The sequence below is a fragment of the Akkermansiaceae bacterium genome, from assembly GCA_017798145.1.
In the GTDB taxonomy this organism is placed as follows: domain Bacteria; phylum Verrucomicrobiota; class Verrucomicrobiia; order Verrucomicrobiales; family Akkermansiaceae; genus Luteolibacter.
The window spans coordinates 2,557,901-2,572,869 of record CP059069.1; the positions used below are offsets into that span (position 1 = coordinate 2,557,901).

Genomic DNA, 14,969 nt, shown 5'->3' on the forward strand with positions numbered 1-14,969 from the left:
CCCGGAGAGGCCGTTTGCCCGGCGCTTGCCGAAGAGCCGCACAAGCCCATGCGCTGGATCTACTGGCTCGGGTGGATGTCCTTCGGCGCCGCCTACCGCACCCTTTTCGGACTCCGCATCGTCGGCGATGAGAACACCATCAAGTCCGGCCCCGTGCTCGTCGCCTCAAACCACCAGAGCTTCCTCGATCCGCCGCTTATCGGGAACCTTTACAAGACCGAGATGGTCTTCTTCGCCCGCAAGACCCTCTTCAAGGGCATCGGGAAATGGCTATACCCGCAATGGAACGCCATCCCCATCGACCAGGACAAGCCTGACATGAGCTCGATGAAAACCGTCATCCGCAAGCTCAAGGAAGGCTGGCGCGTGCTGGTTTTCCCCGAGGGCGCACGGACGCTCGACGGCGAGATCGGCCCGGCGGCACCCGGGGTCGGGATGATCGCGGCGAAGGCCGGCGTGCCGATCCAGCCGGTGAGGATCTTCGGCGCCGACAAGGCCTTGCCGCGCGGTTCCGGGAAAATCCGCTTTGCGAGGATCACCGTGAAGGTCGGGAAGCCCATCATCCTCTCCGAGGAGGAGTTCAGGTCATACTCGCGGAAAGGCGGCTACGAGGAACTCACCGAACGCATCATGGACGCCATCAAGGCGCTTTGAAAGTCGGGGAACGGAACAGTCCGGGCGCTTGGCCGGCCCCGTGTCAATAGACCGGCTCGTCGTAAGCCCCGGTGTCATAGCCGCTGGAGTCACCGTATGCTGGCGCTCCATAGCTTTGCGGAGCACCGGAGCCCAAGGGCTCCACCACGCCGACTCCTTGGTCACGGGCCACATAGCCCACCACCCCGCCGAGGAGAAGGGGCACACAAGAGCTGCTGCCGAGCGTTACAGACACCAAAACCGCCGCCTGTATCAGGCGACGGAATTTTCCTAGCGCATGGTTTTCAGACATCATGCCTGCAGCGGGATTCGTGCTTATCTTTTCTTGATCGGGTTCTGCACACGGTAGCCCTCGTCGTGTGCGACGTATCCTACGGCTGCGCCTGCCGCCAAGGGCAGACAGGATGAGAGGCCGAACAAGGCAATGGATGCCGTGCTGAGAAGCGCGAATTGGCGGAATGACAGTTTTGATTTCATATTTTTATCGTTTTGGAAGCGCCTACATCCTAGCGGCCGATCATCCAGATAGCAACCGGTCATTTTCAACCTGCCAGCGCGGCGGCGATCGCCTTCGCAAGTTCATCGCTGTCCGGCTTGGTCGTGGATCCGAACTTGGCGACCGGCTTGCCGTTCTTGTCGATGAGGATCTTCCCGAAGTTCCACTTCACGTTGCCCGGAAAAGCGCCGTCCTTGCCGGTAAGCGCGGCGTAGAGCGGATGCTGGTCTTTGCCTTTCACATGGATCTTCGCCATGATGGGGAAGGTAACGCCGTAGTTGGTCTTGCAGAAAGCCTGGATCTCCTCGATGGATCCCGGCTCCTGCCCTCCGAAGTCGTTGCACGGAAAGCCGAGGATCACCAAGCCATCGCCTTTCTTCTCCTCGTAGAGCTTCTGGAGACCTTCATACTGCTTCGTGAAACCGCACTTGGAGGCGACGTTCACAATCAGCACCGCCTTGCCCTTGAAATCGGCGAGGCTGGTTTTCTCACCCTCCGCATTCTCAAAGGGGATGCCTGTGATGTCCGCGGCGAAGGCGGAAGAGCAAAGGACGACGGCTGGCATCAGTATTCTGCGGATCATACCGCGAACCTAACCGCACTTAACGCACTGGCAAGGGTGGGATCTGATTTTTTCCCCGCAAGGTTTCACCCCCCCCATTCAGGCTCCCAAAGCCCCACCGTGCCGCAGAACCATGCAGCTCGCGCCAAGCTCCCGGACGACACGGCAACGGCGCTCGGCTTGCTGATGCTGGGGGTGCCGGGCGACGGGCGGATGAAAGGGCGGGCGTGGACTTTCCCGCTTTCCGGAAAAACCCATGGCGGAGCCGCCGGGAAAAGGGACGAACCCGCCTCACATTGCCCGGTGCGATGGCTGCAGGAGGGCTGATCGATGCAGGCAGGCCAGTTTCTCCCTTGCGCGCAGGCTGCCAAAACGCTTCCTTGTCCCAGCCCGTCCCAACCAAGCCACAAATTTTTCCCATCATGTCTGAATACGCACGCGGCCTCGAAGGGGTCATCGCAAACGAATCCTCCCTGTCCAATGTCATCGGTGACATCGGCGAGCTCAGCTACGTCGGCTACCACATCGACGATCTGGTGGAAAACTGCTGCTACGAGGAAATCATCTACCTTCTCCACAACAACCGCCTGCCGAACCAGGCGGAGCTGGAAGCCTTCGAGAAAGGCCTGCGTGCGGACCGCGGCCTGCCGGAGCAGGTCATCGCTTTCCTGAAAAGCGCCCCTAGGGACGCCTCGCCCATGGATGTGCTCCGCACCGCCGTCTCCATGCTCGGCCTCTACGACCACCGCGCCAAGATCGGCGAGCCGGACATCGCCGCCAACCAGGCCATCGCTCTCTCCCTCTGCGCGAAGTCCGCCACCATCGTCGCCGCCTTCCACCGCTTCCGCAACGGCCTTGAGCTGCCGCCCGTCCGCGAGGATCTGACCGAAGCCCAGCATTTCCTCTACCTCATCAACGGCGAGGTGCCCACCGACATGGCCGCCCGCATCCTCGATGTCGCGCTCATCCTGCATGCGGATCACGGCATGAACGCATCCACCTTCTCCGCACGCGTCACCGTCGCCACCCTCTCGGACATGTATTCCGCGATCACCGCCGCGATCGGCACCCTCAAGGGCCCGCTCCATGGCGGCGCCAACGAGGGTGTGATCCACATGCTCCAGGAAATCGGCGAGTTCGACAAGGTGGACGCATGGGTCGAGGGCAAGCTCGCGCGCAAGGAGAAGATCATGGGCATAGGCCACCGGGTTTACAAGGTGCTCGATCCGCGCGCCCCGCACCTGCGCCGCCTCGCCGTCCAGCTCACCGAGGAGCTCGGCGAGCCGAAGTGGATCAAGATGTCCGAGCGCATCGCCGAGATCATGCGCGACAGGAAAAAACTGGAAGCCAACGTCGATTTCTACTCCGCCACGGTCTATTACTCGCTTGGCATCCCGACCGACCTTTTCACGCCCATCTTTGCGATTTCGCGCACCTCCGGCTGGACGGCGCATGTCCTCGAGCAGCTCCGCGACAACCGCCTCTACCGCCCCCTCACCCTCTACACCGGCCCGAAGACGCTCAGCCCGGTGCCTCCCATCGAATCGCGCTGAAGCCCGCTTTGTGAAAAACCCCATCACGCTCCTGTTTGCCATCGGCCTGGCCTCCTGCGCCGCGCCCAAGGCCATTGTCGTGGAGGAGGCTCCCGAGAAGCCCGTGAAAACCGCGGTGGCGGACATTTCCCCGCCTGCCACACCGGGCGAACCGAACGACGGACTGCGGATCGGCGATGATGACCTGCTGACGCTGCCCAGCGACGAGCAGCTGCGCCCCTCCTCCGCCCCTGGCGGCGATAGCGCCGCACCCGTGACCATACGCCCCCCCAAGGAGTAAGCCGGACCGTCTCCAACCCGAATTTCATGGTGACAGCCAGGTATCCTGGGTCTAGGCTAGCCGACCATGGGCATCTTATCTTGGATCGTGCTGGGCCTGATCGCAGGCGTTTTGGGGAAAATGCTTCTGCCAGGCAAGGATCCCGGCGGCTGGATCATCACCATCCTGCTTGGGATAGGCGGCGCCTTTTTCGGCGGCTGGGTCGGCAGCTTCTTCGGGATCGGAACGGTCGGCGGCTTCAGCCTCGGCTCGGTTGCCACCGCAACCGGAGGCGCGATGCTGCTGCTGGTCATTTCCCGGATGATACGGGGGTGATACTGAGCGGGCTCAGAGCTTCCCAAGGGTTTCACGCGCACGTGCCTTTGAATCCGCGTCGTCGGCCTCACGGTTTTGCATTGCAAGGCCTCTGTTGATCTCCTTTTTCGCATCTGCCTCGCGGCCCATCATGGCCAGGGTGCGGCCGTATTCGAGCTGGTGGATGAGGCGCTTGCCGTTGATCGCGCGGGCTTTGGCGAAGTGGTCGAGGGCTTCCTGATACGAGCCTTTCGGCACCCCGCCGTAAACGACCTTCGCCAGCAGCCTGGTACCGCCGCCTATGCCCGCCATTTCCTGGTGCCAGCGGCCGAGCATGTGGTGGGCGTAGTCGGACTTGGGATTGAGCTTCAGGGCGAGCTCGGCTTCGGATTTCATCTCGCGGGAGGCCTCGATCTTGGCCTTGTTGCCCATGTAGGGGGTGAGCTTGCCCAGCGAGAGGGCGACGGCGAGGTGGGGATCCGAGGAGTTCGGCGCGACCTTCACCGCGCGGCGGGAGTATGCCAGCGAGGACTCCGCGGCATCCTTCGCGGCGGCCTTGCCAAGCGAGGGCATCAGGTCGCCGTATTGCTTGGCGATCTTGACGAGAATATCCGCGTCGTTCGGCGATTTCTTCTCGGCCTCCTGGTAGGCGGCGAGGGCGTCTTTGGTTTTCCCCGCGGCCTCCAGCGCATCGCCTTTCTTCTTCCACTCGGAGGCGGATTGGGAAAAGGCGAGTGCCGAGGAAAGCAACAAGGTGGCGATGATTCCCGATTTCATGCCTTAGCCATACGCGTGTTTTCCGATGATTTCAAGGAGACGGTTTCCGGCGATCACTTGCGGTTTGAGAAAAGGTAGTGGGAAACGATCCATTCGTGGCCCTTGCGGTAGCCCCATAGCTCGGCGCAGGCCATGTAGAAGACGCGCCAGTAAGTCCACCAGCGGACTGCGTTCTCGGCACCGTAGGTTTCGGAGATGAGGGGGAAGAGCTCGTCCTTGTGGTCGTCCATGTTGCGGAGCCAGGCCTCGGAGGTTTTCTGGTAGTGCTGGCCGTTGACCTGCCAGTGCTGCTCGATGCGCAGGTGATCCTGGAAGTAGAGGAGGAGGTCATCGGAGGGCATCTGGCCGCCGGTGAAAAAGTATTTCGCCATCCAGTCGTCGTCGTTTTCCACCACGTAGTGATAGGCGATTTCCCGGTGGGTGAAGATGTGGACGAAGAGCTTGCCGTCGGGCTTGAGCCATCCGGAAACGCGCTCTAACAGGAGCTGGTAGTTCTTCATGTGCTCGAACATCTCGACGGAGACGCAGCGGTCGAAGACGGATTCGCCGACGCCCTCGAAGGTGATCATGTTCGCGGTGATGACGGTGATGTTGTGGAGGTTGCGCTTTTCCGCCTCGGCCATGATGTGCTCGCGCTGGGTGCGGGAGTTGGAAACCGCTGTGATCTTCGCGTCGGGGTAGTGTTTTCCCATCCAAAGGGTGAGCGAGCCCCAGCCGCAGCCCAGCTCAAGGATTGTCTGGCCGTTGGAAAGCTCGGCGCGCTGGCAGGTGATCTCCAGCATCCGCGCCTCGGACTCGGCTATGTCGATCACGCCTTCCTCCCAGTAGCCGGAGGAGTATTTCATGTGCGGGCCAAGGCAGCGCTTGAAAAAGGCGGTCGGCAGCTCGTAGTGCTGCTCGTTCGCCTCGTCCGTGGCGATGGCGACGGGCATGGTCTTCAGCTCGGCGATGTGCGCCATGAGCTTGGCCTGGCGGTCTTCGGGATCGAGTTTCTCGAAGGGGGCGATGGTGTTGGCGAGCCGGTGGCGGATGCCGAGGCGGATCGCGGTGTCGGGGAGTTTTCCCGTGGCGATGAGGTCGTTGGTGTTCATAAAGGTTTGCTAGTTCGAAGAGTTCAGTTTTCAGGCTTTCGGAGGCCACGGGACGAACGCGGATGTGGTGCGCTGGTATTCGCGGTAGGCTTCGCCTTTGCGTTTTACGGCTGAGGCTTCGGTGGGCGGGATGCCGGTGACCTTGAGGAGCAGGTAGGTGATGATGGCGGGGGCGTAGATGCTTGTCCAACCCCACGGGGAGCCTGCGGCAAAAAGGAAGAACCCGGTCCAGATGACGGATTCGAAGAAATAGTTGGGGTGGCGGGAGTAATTCCAAAGGCCTTTTCTGCAGACGGATTTCGGATCAGGATCGGTGGCCTTGAAGGCGGACATCTGCTTGTCGGCGATGGTTTCCCCGATGAGCCCGATGGCCGCCACGAACGCCCCGGCGATGTGGAGTGGGGTCCATGCCGGGTCGGGATCTGCGGCGATGAGATAAAACGGCAGGGACAAAAGGAACACGGAAACCGCCTGTCCCATGAAGAACCAGAAAAAGGAACGGTTTTCGCGGCCCGTCCAGACCTCGCGGAGCTTGACGTAGCGCGAGTCTTCCTCCGGGTGGTGCTTGGCGATGCGTTTCGCGAGATGGAATCCGAGCCTGGCGGACCATGCGCCGATGAGGGCGGCGGCGATGACTTGCTTCGGGTTTTGCTCTTGGGAAAGCAGGAAATACACCGAGGTGAGGCCGATGCAGATTGCCCAGAAAGCATCGACCGGGGAGAAATTTTTCAGCCTGACGCACCACGCCCATGCGGCGGCGAAGATGATGGTGTCTGCGATGAGGGCTATGGGAAGCACACCGCATTCTAGGTGGCATGATATCGGGCGCAACCGGTGTTTTGGCTACCTTATCGAATTCCCGGCTCAGGGGAAGGTGCCCCAGCCCGGCTGCGGGCTTCCGTTTGGCAAGCATCCGGAATGGCGGGTAGAAACACATCCTCGCCGCGATCGGGTGGCTCTGGCGGGGAGGTCGCGGCGGCGGGAGTGAAGATCTGTCTGGAGCCGCACAAGATCGTCCGTCGTGGGCGAGACTTCATCACCTGATGCATGGTCGGGGGCGGGGTGATCCTTCCAACGGTTCACGAAATCGCGGCGTCCCGGGGCTGCGGTGATGGGCGCTGGGCGGTAGGTGCCGTTTACCGAACATCAAATGGCGATCGCGGGGGGCGAAGTGCTGCTGCCCCAGCCTGCCAGCAACCGTGGTTTTCCGGCCGGTGGAGTTTTTTGCGGAATTTCAGACAAGGCGAGGCAAGCCCACCGCTTAACGTGTGAATTCTGATTCGTGTAACTTGTTTCGTAAGAACATGCCACGGAGACAGGTGAGAACAAAACAGCAACCAAACAACCGAACCAAACAAATGAAAATCGCATTCATCAAGCCAGCAGCAGCCATCGCAGCACTCGCCTTCGCGCCCATGGCGCATGGCGCCGCCCCTGTGACGAACACCAACATCACCGAGGCGGAGGTGGAAAAGGCGCAGCAGGCCTGGGGCGCCGCCCTGATCCAGATTTCCAAGGATCACAAGGAGGGCGGGGTGGCAAAGGCAAAGGCCACCGCCAGCGCGGTGCTTGACGCAGCCTACGGATACAACATGGGGCCGGTGCTCTTCAAGCCCACCCTCACCGTGGTTCCGCAGACCTTCCGCCCGACCAAGGAGGGGGCGCTCGCCTACTTCGTCGGCGACGATCCGAATTTCCCGAAGGACACCGGATTTGCGCTCAAGGGCTGGGAGAAGTATGAGTTCGAGAACTCCGCGATCCACATCACGTCCGATCTGGCGCTGACCATGGGGAAAGTGCGCGTGACCAACGGCGACGGCCAGGTCACGGAGGTGGACAAGACATGGGGCTTCAAGAAAGACGACGCCGGCGTGATCCGCATCGTGCTCCATCACTCGTCCCTGCCCTACAATCCGTAACCGACTTGCCAGGCACGTTTGCATCGTGGCGGAGCCGGCACCCAAAGCCGCCCGGGATTTTCCGGGCGGTTTTCTGCGTCCATCGCGCAGGAACGGCCTAGCGGCGGCGGCGGGCGGCAAGGCCGAAGGCCAAGGCCAGGTGGGCGAACACAGCGGGCTCCGGGACGGGCGAAGAATGCAGCGTGAAGCCGATGTCGATGAGCGAAGCCTTGGTGGTCTCGCTGATGAAACGGGAGCCGCTGCTCACACCGGTCATCAGCTCGTCATCCAGGGACAGCCCGAGGTTCGGGCCGAAGAGCACTGTGGGCGCCGGCCCGCCATCGCCAGGATCGCTATCGAAGCCGGGCTGGTTCTCAAGCGAGCTGTTGAAGTGGTCCGCCACCATGTTCCAGTGCCCGTCCGCCGTGCCGGGGCCGCCATCACGCTCGATGGGGATAAAGGCCGCGGTGGGGTCGAATTCCGACTGGTAGATGGAGAGGCCGTTGGCACCTATGTATTGCCCCGGGGTGCCGACTGTCGCGGTGCGGTTGTGGTTGCCGCCGATCCCATCGTTGTACACCTCGTTGTCCTCCCATAGAGTGCCGATCCCGAGGGCGTGCCCGATCTCATGCCGGATCGTGGATGCATTGAGCTGATCGGGACCCGGCTCGATGTCCGCATCGGGATGGGTGTTGAACTGCGAGAAGCCCGATCCTGACAGGATGTAGCGGTCGGGCCATGATCCGCCGAGGCCGGAGCCCGGAACCACGTTGCTCAAATAGAGATCCTCAGGCCCGGCAGACCCCAGCAGGACACCGCCGCCGGAAGCTGCTTGCGAGAAGGTATCCACTGTCAGAACCCAGTTGTATGACCTGCCGTCCTGATATCCGTCGATGATGGCGTCCCAGAAAGCCAGGCCATCGGTGAATTTCGCCCTGTCCGAGGCGCTGAGATCCGCCTCGGCCTGTGAGGTGAAGACCACGCTGAATGTGATGGCGGCCTGCAAGCCGGCCGACAAGGGGAGCATGAGGCACAGCGGGATCAGGAACCTGTTCGACATTTCAGGACTATCGCATGTGGCCGGGTGAGTTTGGCAAGGCGGAATTGCACGGCAGCGCCAGACGCTGCGGTTTTCCCTCCGGCATTTTCACCAGGGCGAGGCATTGCCTGGCGGTGACAAGCCGCGCCCCATCGGACTCCCTGTGCATGGTGAAATCGCACCAGAACCTCGCCTTGCCAACCTCGCCAAGCTTTCCGTGGACAGCGATCCAATCCCCGAGCTTGGCGGGCTTGAGATAGTCCGCCTCGGTGCGGATGAGCACGGGATAGATCCCGGAGGAGGCCATTTCCCGCAAGTCCATCCCCAGCTTCGCCGCGAGCCTTGTCCTGCAGGTTTCGATCATCCTCAGGTAGGCGAGGTTGTGCACCACGCCGCCGCAATCGGTATCGAAAAACATCACTTCCTCACGGGTTTCCATTTCCATGCGGAGAGCCTTGCAGGAAGTGTGCACGGCTTGCAATGCGGTTCGGCCCGGGATCGGCTGGGTTCAGCGGTCCGTCCACTCCGTGACGAACTCCTCCCAGGCTCCGACCGTGGCCGGGATGTCGGCGGCGGCCTCCGCGATGCGGGCGCGGTGGAGGGCTTGGCCGGCGAGGGGGAGGCGGCGGTCTTCGGAACTGCGGTTGGCGAGATGGGGATCTTTTCCCGGCGGGCAGAGGGCGTGGACTTTCCCGACGAGATCCGCGAAGCGCGCACCGGTGAACCACGGACTGGCTCCGGCTCCGGAGCTGCGGTAGGTGCGGGGAGCCATGTATTCGATGACGGGCCGGTCGTCGGTGTTCTCCGGATATCCCGCGAAGAGCGTGCGTGCCTCTGTCAGGTTCCCGCAATAGAAAAGCAGTATGGTCTGGGGATTGAGCGGCAGGCTGAGGTGCTGGATGTCGCGGTGATCCTTTCCGGAAACCGCAAACAGCTTGTCCGCAGAGCTGTCGATGGCGCTGGCGGGCAGGGCTTGCCCCGCACGGCGGCCGATGAGAGCGACGACCTCATCGCCCGGCTGGAAGTTGTGCCGCCACATGGTGACCTCCCCGAAGACCCCGATCATGGTTTTGGCAATGATGGAGAATTCGTATTCCGTGAGCTGGTAGAGCGGCAGCCATTGCACGAAGACACCCTGCGGCGTGAGCCGTTCCCTCGCGGCCTCGAAGTGCTCCCGGCTGTACAGGCTGCCCGCGCCGGAGCGGAAGGGAACGAAGAGATCCGAATTGATGATGTCGAAGCTCTCGTTGGTCGCCATCAGGTGGTGGCGGCCGTCCTCGATGAGCACGGTGGCGCGCGGGTCGGTGAAAAGGCCGCCGGTGGTGTCGAAGCCGCGGAAATCGGTCATGTGTTTTTTCGCGGCGGTGATGACTTCCGGGACAAGCTCACAGGCGACGATCCTTTTCACGTTCGCATGGATGGGGCCCAGGGCGCTGCCTGCGGTGATCCCGGTGCCGACGCCGAGGAAAAACACGGATTCGGATTCCGGGTAGGCAAACAGGGGGAGATCCGCCTGGAATTTTTCCTGCATGTAAGCGCCGGTGGAGCCGAGGCTGTAGTGGGAGTTGATGCGGATCGCCCGGCCCCGCTCGCTTTCCGTGACGGAGACGGTGCAGTCGCCGCCCTCCCAGGCCTCGATGAGCGTCTCCTCGACCGAGGAGAGGGGGTCGGCGCTCATCAGGGGCATGTTGCCGGGCTTTGGGAGGACGAGGCCGAGGAGGAGGGCGAGGCCGCAGGCCGCCTTCGTCACGAGGCTGCGCGCGTCCCACCCGAGCGGAAGGATGAGTGCCGCGAAGAGATAGATGACCGCGACCAGTTGCATCCCGCGCCAGATCCCCAGCCAATCGAGCATCAGGAAACCGCATAGCAGCGCACCGAGCACCGCGCCGATGGTGTTGGCGGCGGCGAGCTTGCCGAGCGAGAGGCCGGCCGATTGGAGATGGCGCTCCTCCACTTTCATCAGGTACGGGAAGACCGTGCCGAGCAGGATCGCGGACGGGCCGATGACGAGAAAGGCGCTGCGGAAAATGAGCAGGACATATCCGCCCCAGCTTCCCGCCGAGGAAATGATCTGCATCCCGTTGGTCAGTGCGAGGAAGGCCGGGGGGGTGGCCAGCACGGCTCCGCCGCCGGCGAGGAGGAGCATGGTCAGGACAAGGATGGGGGGAAACCTGAGCCGTGCGACGAACGAGCTGATGAGCGCACCGATGGCAAGGCAGACCAGCACCACCACCAGGATGGCCGCAAACGTGTAGACCGAGTTTTCCAACACCTGGGAGAACAACCGCGTCCACAGAACCTCCAGCGCGAGCACTCCGAAGCCGGAGAGGAAGGACAGGCAGAGGATGACTCCGCGGCCGCTGGCTTGCGGGGCGGCGGATACCGCCTGGATGCTCACGGCCTTGGGGCGTTTGCCTTCCCGCTCCATGCGCCGCCGTTCCTGTCGGGAGACGGTTTCCGCCGGGGCGTCCACCGGGGTCGCGGCAAGCTCACTCGTCCCGTTCACCACCGCTGCGCGGGGTAGCCGGAAGGCGACGAGCGCCACCGCCACCGAGACGGATATGGCCAGCGCACAGGTCGCGTTGAAGCCGATCCACAGGGGGAGGAAAAATCCGGCGAAGACCGCGCCGGACGCCGCGCCGAGGGTGTTCACGCCGTACATGAGTGCTGCGGTTTTGCCGAAAGAGCTTTTCTCGCGCACCATCCACTGGCCCAGCGCCGGTATGGTGCCGCCCATGCAGAAGGCCGGTGGGAAAACCAGCAAGAGGGACAGCGCAAAGCGGATGACTGTCAGCGATCCGCCTGTGCCCACCGCCTGATAGATCGCCGGGTAGATGGCGTGGTAAAGCGCCATGATGCCATAGTACAGGAGTGCGGTGGCGGCAATGCCCAGCTCAAGCCAGGCGTAGGTGCGCATCGGGTTCGTGGCGGTGGAGACCCTACTCCCGAGCGCCCAGCTGCCTGCCGCAAGCCCCAGGAAGAACGAGGCGAGGGTGGCACTCGCAGCATGGGATGTGTTCCCGAAAAGCAGGCCGATCTGCTTCATCCACAGCACCTGATAGACAAGCGCCGCGAAGCCCGAAAGGAACACCAGCCCGAGGGCTGGCGCGGTCGCCGTCCCCCTGTTTGTTTTTTCCGATGTCTTGAGCATGCTCGGAGCGACCTTTACTCAGCCACCTCCGGCAGCTTCATCTCCTCGATCCAGAAGCTCTGGCGGTTGGATTTCCCGTTGCGGAAGTTCATGAAGCCGGTGGCGGAGAGGATGATCTTCCCGTCCTCGAATTCGGGGCGGAACTCGTCGCCGATGATCGCCCCCCATGGCTTGCCGCCCTGGCGCTTGCCGACTCCCGTTAGGGTCGGCTCCTGGACGCGCCTTGCCGCCATGTATTTCCCGTCGATCCAGATGTCCGATCCGTCGCCCGCGTTCACGTGGCTGCGCCCGCCGACGAGGATGCGGTAGGCATGGCCTTGCCTGAGCGGCGGCAGTTCGATTTCCGCCCGCATCATGAGCACTTCCTTTTCCCAGAGGGTCTTGAGCGGGGAGGAACAATCGCAGAATCCGGCATCGCATTTGCCGGGGAACTCCAGCTTGCCCGCGGTGCTTCCAAAAGGGGCGTAGCCCGTTTTCCAGCCGGCCGCCTTCGGATCGAACCCGGTCTCGAACCACTTCTCCATCCCTGCGGGCCACTTGACCGGACGATACCTCCAGCCGTTTTCCCAAAGCTTCCCGTCCTGCGGGTCGAAGCTGTGGTAGTCCCACTTGATCGCCCTTCGTTCCGGGCCGTAAAGCTTCCAGTCGTAGTCGCCGATGCCCGCCCTTTGGTAAAGATCGACAAGACCCTCCACCGTGGCCGCGGGCGCGTGTTTCGAGATCTCGGCATCGAGCTTCGGCTTGTTCGCCGCGATGTATTCCGGGATCAGCTTGCTTTTGATCATCGGCACCAGCGCACCCTTGACCTCGGGCCCGAATTTCGACGAATCCGCCTCCAGGAATATGTCCCGGTGCGGCAGGCTTTCCTCCGGGAAACGCCTCTTCGCGACATCGAAGAGCTGGTCGAAGCCGCCGGGGGTTTCCGCGAGGTTCGCCGCGATGCCATCAAGCAGGTAGGACACGCCTTCCGAAAGATCCTGCCCGCCGGGGGCGGCCAGCTCCGTGGGGAAATCCACGTACGCCTTACCTAGTACTTGGACCGCGTATCCCTGCACCTCGGGATCGGCGGATTGGAGCTTGGCCACGATGCCGCCGACCGGCTGGAGCGCCACCGCACGCTCGTTGTTGGCGATCATTTCCCCGACCACGGGCAGGATCTGCCTGTAGAAACGCTTGTCGGTGGCGACGGGTGTGAGGGCGACCATCGCGCCCTTGCGCAGCCACCAGTCATCGTGCTCGAGCCATTGGCAAAGCCGCTCCACATGCGGATCGATCAGTTCGGGGCGGGCGCGGCCCATGGCGTTGAGGGCACCCTCGACGACCCACCACGATTCCTCCGGATCGTTGATCATGCCCGCGACCAGGGCGAACATCTCGTCGGTGAGCTTGCCGTCCTCCAGCGCCGGGCCCTTGAACATTCCGGTGAGGCAGGTCACGCCGGCGCGGCGGCCGCGGGGATCGGCGGACTTGAGGAGCTGCACGACGAGATGGGTGCGGCCCGCGATGTTGATGGCGCGCGAAGCGGTGTCGCGGATCCCCTGGTCGATGTGGTGGGCGTATGCGAGGAGGTCTTCGTCGCTGATCTTGGGATCGCCGATGGTATCCGACAGCGGCATGGAAGCATGGGTGACAAGCTTCTCCCTGGAGATATCCAAGGCCTTTCCGGGAGCGTATTCGCCGGGCGCGAGGGAAAGGAAAACCTCGTCGGCGGCGGTTCCCCACGGACGCTCCGGAAGTTTGTATGGGTTGGAAAACTCGGTTTTGGGCGCGCCGTAGATCCGGAGTTTCTTGAGCGGCAGGGTGTAGATGAGCGGGATGTAGTTCCCCCATGCGCGGCCTTGCTTGTGGCCGGTGTCGCCGTAGCTGACATTCCATCCGCTGGGCCATCCGAAGGCCCCGTCCCATGTGCGGGCCAGCTCGTACATCCAGCGGCGGCCTTCCATGAAAGAGCGGTATTGGTCCGGCCGCTCATCCTTCACCAAGCCCATCGCGGGGCCGCGCCAGAGTTCGCCGATGCCGCCGCCGGTGTGGCCGTGGAAGAGCCATGAGGTGGAGTAGAAGCTTTTGGTGGCGCTGATCTTGCTCGCCTTGGCATAGACCGAATCCTCGCCCTCGGGGGTGAGCGCTGCGGCAGCCGCCATCGCGAAGGCCAAGCCGCCGGTCTTGCCGTTGTCCACGAAACCGCCTTCCGGCAAACCATCGCCATAGGGCACGTTGCCGTGGCCGGCGAAGCGGTAGAATTGCTCCAGCGCGGTATCGAAGGTGTGATCGTCGATTTTGACACCGCATTCCTTGGCGAGCATCAGGTAGGTGACACAGTGCACGCCTGCGCCGTTGAGGTGGCCGCCGGCCATGTAGCGGTAGGGGGCGCCGCCGCGTCCGGCCCAGCCGCCGTTGTAGATCGTGCGGGTCAGCTCGGCGGCCATGCTTTCGATGGCGGGGAGGACGCTTTTGTCACCGGTGCGCAGGTAGTACTCGCAGACTGCGGTGCCCGCGTAACCGATGTCCCATGGGTAGCCCGCCATGTCGGCGGGGAGCTTGTCCTTGAACCAGCGGGTGACGACATCGAGGTCTTTCTGCTCGCCGGTGGAGAGCAGGAAGAGCGCCGCGCCGTAGTTCGGCTGGTCGATCTTTGCGAGGAAATCGGCGAAGTTGCGGATGATTTTCGCGGACTTCGGGCAATCGACCGGCCAATTTTCGCCGTAGGCGCCGAGCGCCGGGATTTTCACGACCACCTCTCGGGCGGCGGCTTTCGGGTCGTCCTTGACCATCATTTTCAGGACACCGTCCTTGGCCTCCGCCTCGGTGATCCAGTCGCCGAGGATGACGCGCGGGTCGCGATCCCTGAGCACCTGTCCGTTGATGCTTTCGATGATCTGGCCTTTCCTGAGCTGCCCGGTCAGGCCGGCGGGCGAGCCTTCCTCTACGTTGCTGATGCGCATGGTGAAGGCCGGCTGGATGAGCTCCAGGCCGATCCCGATGGGCCCGATGCGGCTGATCTCGTAGCGGGCGGCGGCCGGATCCGGCCATGTGTGGAACTGGGGAGCCTCCGTGTAATAGTCCTCCGCCGCGCCCGCGTTGCAGGACAGGGCTATGAGCGCGATGAGCGCGGCTTGGATTTTCGTGGTCATCTTCATGGTCTTTCCAGGTGGGGTTCTATCGGCTCGACGCCTA

16 protein-coding genes are annotated in these 14,969 nt (G+C 62.9%); 6 read left to right on the forward strand and 10 right to left on the reverse strand.

The features are described 5' to 3' along the window. Positions 1–48: 48 nt before the first annotated feature. The gene (locus HZ994_10940) at positions 49–654 is read left to right on the forward strand and encodes a 1-acyl-sn-glycerol-3-phosphate acyltransferase (protein ID QTN34375.1); all 606 of its coding nucleotides are present in this window, start codon (positions 49–51) and stop codon (positions 652–654) included. 43 nt (positions 655–697) lie between these two features. Here the strand turns inward: HZ994_10940 and HZ994_10945 are convergent, their stop codons facing one another. From HZ994_10945 to HZ994_10955, 3 genes are all read right to left on the reverse strand, one after another. After that, on the reverse strand, positions 698–859 hold the full coding sequence (locus HZ994_10945) for a hypothetical protein (GenBank protein QTN32824.1): 162 nt from the start codon (positions 857–859) through the stop codon (positions 698–700). A 110-nt stretch (positions 860–969) separates the two neighbouring features. Continuing rightward, positions 970–1,131 (reverse strand): hypothetical protein, encoded by a 162-nt coding sequence (locus tag HZ994_10950; protein ID QTN32825.1) that lies wholly within the window; start codon positions 1,129–1,131, stop codon positions 970–972. Between the two features lie 65 nt (positions 1,132–1,196). Further along, positions 1,197–1,715, reverse strand: coding sequence for a glutathione peroxidase (locus HZ994_10955; protein QTN34376.1), 519 nt, complete (start codon positions 1,713–1,715; stop codon positions 1,197–1,199). A 117-nt stretch (positions 1,716–1,832) separates the two neighbouring features. On the opposite strand from HZ994_10955, the gene HZ994_10960 reads away from it, so the two are divergent. The 4 genes from HZ994_10960 to HZ994_10975 all read left to right on the forward strand — a co-directional run bounded on the left by HZ994_10960 (position 1,833) and on the right by HZ994_10975 (position 3,860). Beyond that, a complete protein-coding gene (locus HZ994_10960; protein QTN32826.1) occupies positions 1,833–2,039 on the forward strand; it encodes a hypothetical protein in 207 nt (68 codons plus the stop codon). 95 nt (positions 2,040–2,134) lie between these two features. Further along, positions 2,135–3,265, forward strand: coding sequence for a citrate synthase (locus HZ994_10965; protein ID QTN32827.1), 1,131 nt, complete (start codon positions 2,135–2,137; stop codon positions 3,263–3,265). A gap of 10 nt (positions 3,266–3,275) precedes the next feature. Then, positions 3,276–3,545 carry a hypothetical protein gene (locus HZ994_10970; GenBank protein QTN32828.1) on the forward strand — a complete coding sequence of 90 codons (270 nt, stop codon included), beginning with the start codon at positions 3,276–3,278 and terminating at the stop codon, positions 3,543–3,545. A gap of 66 nt (positions 3,546–3,611) precedes the next feature. Next, positions 3,612–3,860, forward strand: coding sequence for a GlsB/YeaQ/YmgE family stress response membrane protein (locus HZ994_10975; protein ID QTN32829.1), 249 nt, complete (start codon positions 3,612–3,614; stop codon positions 3,858–3,860). A gap of 12 nt (positions 3,861–3,872) precedes the next feature. Here HZ994_10975 and HZ994_10980 read toward each other — a convergent pair whose 3' ends face one another. From HZ994_10980 to HZ994_10990, 3 genes are read right to left on the reverse strand one after another with little or no spacing between them, the layout of a single operon-like run. Continuing rightward, positions 3,873–4,616 carry a hypothetical protein gene (locus tag HZ994_10980; GenBank protein ID QTN32830.1) on the reverse strand — a complete coding sequence of 248 codons (744 nt, stop codon included), beginning with the start codon at positions 4,614–4,616 and terminating at the stop codon, positions 3,873–3,875. Positions 4,617–4,669: 53 nt separating this feature from the next. Next, positions 4,670–5,707 (reverse strand): class I SAM-dependent methyltransferase, encoded by a 1,038-nt coding sequence (locus tag HZ994_10985; GenBank protein QTN32831.1) that lies wholly within the window; start codon positions 5,705–5,707, stop codon positions 4,670–4,672. A gap of 30 nt (positions 5,708–5,737) precedes the next feature. Continuing rightward, complete coding sequence (locus HZ994_10990) at positions 5,738–6,505, reverse strand: DUF1295 domain-containing protein (protein QTN32832.1); 768 nt, start codon at positions 6,503–6,505, stop codon at positions 5,738–5,740. A gap of 560 nt (positions 6,506–7,065) precedes the next feature. On the opposite strand from HZ994_10990, the gene HZ994_10995 reads away from it, so the two are divergent. After that, positions 7,066–7,626, forward strand: coding sequence for a phosphoribosyl-AMP cyclohydrolase (locus tag HZ994_10995; protein ID QTN32833.1), 561 nt, complete (start codon positions 7,066–7,068; stop codon positions 7,624–7,626). Between the two features lie 97 nt (positions 7,627–7,723). Here HZ994_10995 and HZ994_11000 read toward each other — a convergent pair whose 3' ends face one another. The 4 genes from HZ994_11000 to HZ994_11015 form a co-directional block, all read right to left on the reverse strand. After that, the gene (locus HZ994_11000; protein ID QTN32834.1) at positions 7,724–8,665 is read right to left on the reverse strand and encodes a hypothetical protein; all 942 of its coding nucleotides are present in this window, start codon (positions 8,663–8,665) and stop codon (positions 7,724–7,726) included. A 7-nt stretch (positions 8,666–8,672) separates the two neighbouring features. Next, complete coding sequence (locus HZ994_11005; GenBank protein ID QTN34377.1) at positions 8,673–9,089, reverse strand: acyl-CoA thioesterase; 417 nt, start codon at positions 9,087–9,089, stop codon at positions 8,673–8,675. Positions 9,090–9,152: 63 nt separating this feature from the next. Beyond that, complete coding sequence (locus tag HZ994_11010; protein ID QTN32835.1) at positions 9,153–11,795, reverse strand: fused MFS/spermidine synthase; 2,643 nt, start codon at positions 11,793–11,795, stop codon at positions 9,153–9,155. Positions 11,796–11,809: 14 nt separating this feature from the next. Continuing rightward, positions 11,810–14,926 (reverse strand): hypothetical protein, encoded by a 3,117-nt coding sequence (locus tag HZ994_11015; GenBank protein QTN32836.1) that lies wholly within the window; start codon positions 14,924–14,926, stop codon positions 11,810–11,812. Between the last annotated feature and the right edge of the window lie 43 nt (positions 14,927–14,969).